Genomic DNA, 4,424 nt, shown 5'->3' with positions numbered 1-4,424 from the left:
ATTGAATTATCTTAATTCCTTTCATAAATTTTAGTTATCTTATTTATAAACTTATTACTTTTTTGTAAATTTGTTATTTTTTTTTTTTTTTTTGATAAAAATACAAAATTTTAGTTGACGATTTAAAATAAATTGTTATAATATGTATGTAAGATTAAAAAATCTTATATATTAAAATAAGGAGTTGCAATATGCAAACAAAAAAATTTTTTAAGAGAGTAGCTATTATGTTATTAATAGCGGTATTTAGTGTTACGGGAATTATTGCCTGCGCTGACAATTCCGATATTACGGGAAGCGTTGATAATAATTTGACACAAACGGGAGGAGATATAATCAATTCTAAAGAAGATAAAGATAATTTGGGAAAAATTACCAGCAATATTCCGAGTTTTAGAAATAACCAAATATTTGACAATATTAAGACAGGACCTGAGCCAGAACCTGAACCCGAGCCAGAACCTGAACCCGAACCAAAGCCAGAACCAAAACCAGAAAAAACTTTTCCATCCGATACTTATTATAATATAATGGTTCCGTTTAGTAGAAATGTAAGAGTTTCTTATCAGGATACGGAAAAATTAGACCAGCTTTGGAAAGATGTGGTAGATAGAACGGATAAATTTCCAAGAGACGGAAATAGAAGACTCTATATAAAAACGGCAAATACATGGGACGGAGATAAAGGCGGGAATTTCTACTTCGATAACGATTATAATATTCGCTGGGATAAGAAACCAGAATGGATAATGAAAATATTCAGGGGCGGCGCCATAATTAAATATTTAGCTGGACTTACGGGAAACTCTACGCCTGACGGACATAACCCTAAAGGAGGCGGAGATTATAACGGACACTGGGCTTTGGGCGGAATTTATTCTTACGGCGTTGGCTGGCATTCGCATATTAAAACTATACCAATGTCGGACGAAGTAAGAAATTATCCAAAAATATTTTTCGGTATGAATTCTCCTAATGATACCAAATATGCATCGATGACAGAATATAGGGAAGTTGGAAAAACGGAAGTATTGGTATTGCATCTGGGAATGGCTGTCGATTTGGGAACTGGAAGATGGGAAGTGAACGGTAAAAAAGCATGGAATCTTACCGACAACAACTGGACTGGAGTGGCTTATGCGGCTCAAATATATATGGATTTTGAACATGACAGAGGCAGCGGATTTTGGAAAGAAATAAGAGGACAAAATCCTCTCGAGTATATGGGACGATTTGAGGCAAAAGGACCTCATCAAATTTATAAATGGGGATTCCGTTTCGCTTCAGACAGGTCATACAACCTTGGTATTGGATATTCTGGCAGCGGCACGAAGTGGTAATTAATTGAATTTTAAGATTATATAAACTATAGTTGAATAAAAAATAAACAAATAAAAGGGCTTGCTCGTTTAGGGCAAGCCTTTTAATTTTATAAAACCTTAATTATTCTTTAATAAACTTCTTAAAATTCGCCACTTTCTCTTTTGCCACAGAAACTCTTTTATCCTTGCTTTCCTTAACGCAAACCTCGAAATAAAATTTAATTTTCGGCTCAGTTCCAGAAGGACGAATCGTAATTTTTGTATTGTCGCTTAATATATATTGAAGGACATTCGACTTCGGAAGAGTTATATCTTTTATCTTTTTCCCGCTATTGTCGTAAACTTCTTTTTTCTCATAATCGCTTATATGAACGACTTCAACGCCAGAAATTTCTTTCGGCATATTGTTTCTATAATAAGTCATCATATCTTCTATTGCTTTCGCTCCGTCCGCTCCTTTTTTCGTTATAGAAATTGTCTCTTCATAAAAATATCCGTATTTTTCGTAAAGGCTTTCCAAATAATCGGCTAAAGTCATATTATTATCTTTACAATAAGCCAAAATTTCAGCAAAGATTAAACATGAACTTACGCCGTCTTTATCTCGCACATTTCCGTTTATACAGTATCCGAAACTCTCTTCAAAACCGAATAAATAATTTCCGTCTTTTTCTCTTTCGATAATATCGGCAATCCATTTGAAGCCCGTCAATACATCGAAAAGTTTAACATTATTCGCATCGGCAATAGTTCTTGCAAGCTCGGTTGTCACTATCGTTTTTACCACAAAAGGATTTTTAATATTTTTTTTATTCGTTATCAAATAGTTTAGAATTATAGAGCCGATTTGATTTCCCGTAAGATAAATATAATTTCCGTCTCTATTAAGCAAAGCGCATCCCATTCTGTCGCAGTCTGGGTCCGTTCCCATAACCAATTCCGCTCCGATTTCTTTCGCTTTATCTACCGCCATTTTCAAAGCTTCTGGATTTTCTGGGTTTGGAGATTCCACAGTCGGAAAATTACCGTTTGGAGGCTGAACGGTTTCTAAAGTCGCTATATTCGTAAATCCCGCTTTTTTAAGAGCCATTGGAACCATTTTATAACCAGAGCCATGAATCGGAGTATAAACTATTTTTATATCGTTATGTTTTTTGATAATATCGGGGTTGACAAGATAGCCCATCAAATCGTTCATATATTTATCTTCAATATCTTTTCCAATCAAACTCACTTTTGAATTATCGCCCATTTTTACTTCTTCGGGGCTGACTTTCAAAACTTCGTCTATTATATTTTTATCATGCGGAGGAATTACTTGAGCGCCGTCCGTCCAATAAACTTTATAACCGTTATATTCTTTAGGATTATGGCTCGCCGTCACCACTATTCCCGCGATGCATCCCAAACTTCTAACAGCGTAAGACAAAAGCGAAATCGGATGAATATCGTCATACAAATAAACTTTTATTCCGTTTGAAGATAATATTTCCGCCGCAGTTTTTGAAAATATATCGGAATTATTTCGCGAGTCGTATCCAATCGCCACTTTAAAATCTTTTCCGTTTTGTTTCAAGATATAATTTGCCAAGCCTTGAGTCGCTCTTCCAACCGTATATTTATTCATTCGGTTTGTGCCGACTCCCATTATTCCTCGAAGTCCGCCCGTTCCAAATTCCAAATCTCTGTAAAAAGCGTCCGTAAGTTCTTTTTCGTTTTTCGAGTCGAGCAAATCTCTTATTTCTTTTTTAGTTTCTTCGTCATAAGCGCCGTTAAGCCATGAATTAATTCTTTCTTCAATATTTTTTTCCATTTTTAAATACCTTTTAATAAAAATTTCTTATTTAATTTATCTAATAAAAGAATTATATTATAAAAAATAGATATAATCAAGTGAAATACTTAATTTAAAATTTAATTCGGAATATGTTTGCTGTAATTAGTTTTCCAATCACTTTTACCCAAAAAACTACCACTAAATCCACTTGATGCATTAGGTAAGTATAAATTACTTGGATTTGTTCCATTTGAAAAAGGTTTGCAGTTAGTTGAAATGCTATTTGTTTTTCCTAAATATTCAACATTTGCCAATTTAGTGCAATTAGTGAAAGCGTCATTACAAATTGTCTTTAAACTTGCCGATAAAATTATACTAACTAAAGAAGAACAACCCGAAAAAGCGTTAGTTCCTATATTAGTTAATTTTTCTGAAGAAAGCATTACTAAAGTTAAGGCAGAACAATTTGAAAAAGCGCTATCCAATATGTCCGTTAAACCATTTGAAAATCGAACATTATTCAAAGAAGAACAACCCGAAAAAGCCTCTTTATTTATTTTTGTCACTTTATCGGATAATGAAATACTGCCTAAATTTTTCACATCTTTAAATACGGATGCTGGAATTTCCGTTATTCCTTCTAACTTGCTTATATCGACTTCTAGATTATCAAAAGAAGAATTATTTGTAAGAGCTTTTTTTATTTCATTTAAAATGTTAGTAGCACTATTGGAAGTATCATTAGTAGCCGAAACTTTTATTAAATATTTTCCAAGCGAATGTTTATTTTTCATTAAAGCCAATTTTATATCTGCTTCAGACGAGCTTGAAGAAACATAATAAATTACTCCGCTTCCTTCCGTATAATCTCTGAGAGTGCCGACTGGATTTGCGACATTATATTTACAAGATAAACTTAAAATGCATAAAAACAATAAAATATATTTCATAAATTCTCAAAATCCTTAAATTTCAATAAAAATATTTCCTATCTACTATAATTATATAAAACTATTAAAAAATTTCAACTCTTTTTTCTAAATCACAATAGCGCTTGTAATCAAAGTTTATTAATTTCTTCAATACTTAATCCTGTCGCCTTGCTTATTGAGACGTTATCCATGTTCATTTGTTTTAATGTTTTGGCTATTGAATATTTTTCGTCTTTTATTCCTTCAAGTTTCCCTTCTCTTATGCCTTCAAGTTTTCCTTGCAATCTTTCTTCGCTCAATGTTAGCATTCTAAAATAATTTTCTTCCCATTCCGTATAGCCTTCCGTTAAATCGTCATTTTTTACAAACTTATTATACTTGTCGTAAATTTCT

General features: G+C 32.8%; 3 protein-coding genes and 1 pseudogene. 1 reads left to right on the top strand and 3 read right to left on the bottom strand.

Annotation, left to right across the window (positions count from 1 at the left end; genetic code table 11):
- The first annotated feature begins 191 nt into the window (after positions 1-191).
- Positions 192-1,340: a hypothetical protein gene (locus tag ACR0QS_RS11485; protein WP_432633588.1), complete on the top strand. Its 1,149-nt coding sequence runs from the start codon at positions 192-194 to the stop codon at positions 1,338-1,340.
- A gap of 103 nt (positions 1,341-1,443) precedes the next feature.
- Here the strand turns inward: ACR0QS_RS11485 and ACR0QS_RS11480 are convergent, their stop codons facing one another.
- From ACR0QS_RS11480 to ACR0QS_RS11470, 3 genes and pseudogenes are all read right to left on the bottom strand, one after another.
- Positions 1,444-3,135 (bottom strand): phospho-sugar mutase, encoded by a 1,692-nt coding sequence (locus ACR0QS_RS11480; RefSeq protein ID WP_432633587.1) that lies wholly within the window; start codon positions 3,133-3,135, stop codon positions 1,444-1,446.
- Positions 3,136-3,236: 101 nt separating this feature from the next.
- The gene (locus ACR0QS_RS11475) at positions 3,237-4,049 is read right to left on the bottom strand and encodes a leucine-rich repeat domain-containing protein (RefSeq protein WP_432633586.1); all 813 of its coding nucleotides are present in this window, start codon (positions 4,047-4,049) and stop codon (positions 3,237-3,239) included.
- 110 nt (positions 4,050-4,159) lie between these two features.
- Positions 4,160-4,424 (bottom strand): annotated as a pseudogene (locus tag ACR0QS_RS11470) (Rpn family recombination-promoting nuclease/putative transposase); the annotation flags it as partial.

Origin of the sequence: Brachyspira sp., from assembly GCF_050873525.1 — a bacterium.
Lineage (GTDB): Bacteria > Spirochaetota > Brachyspiria > Brachyspirales > Brachyspiraceae > Brachyspira.
This window is presented reverse-complemented; position numbering and strand designations above follow the sequence as displayed.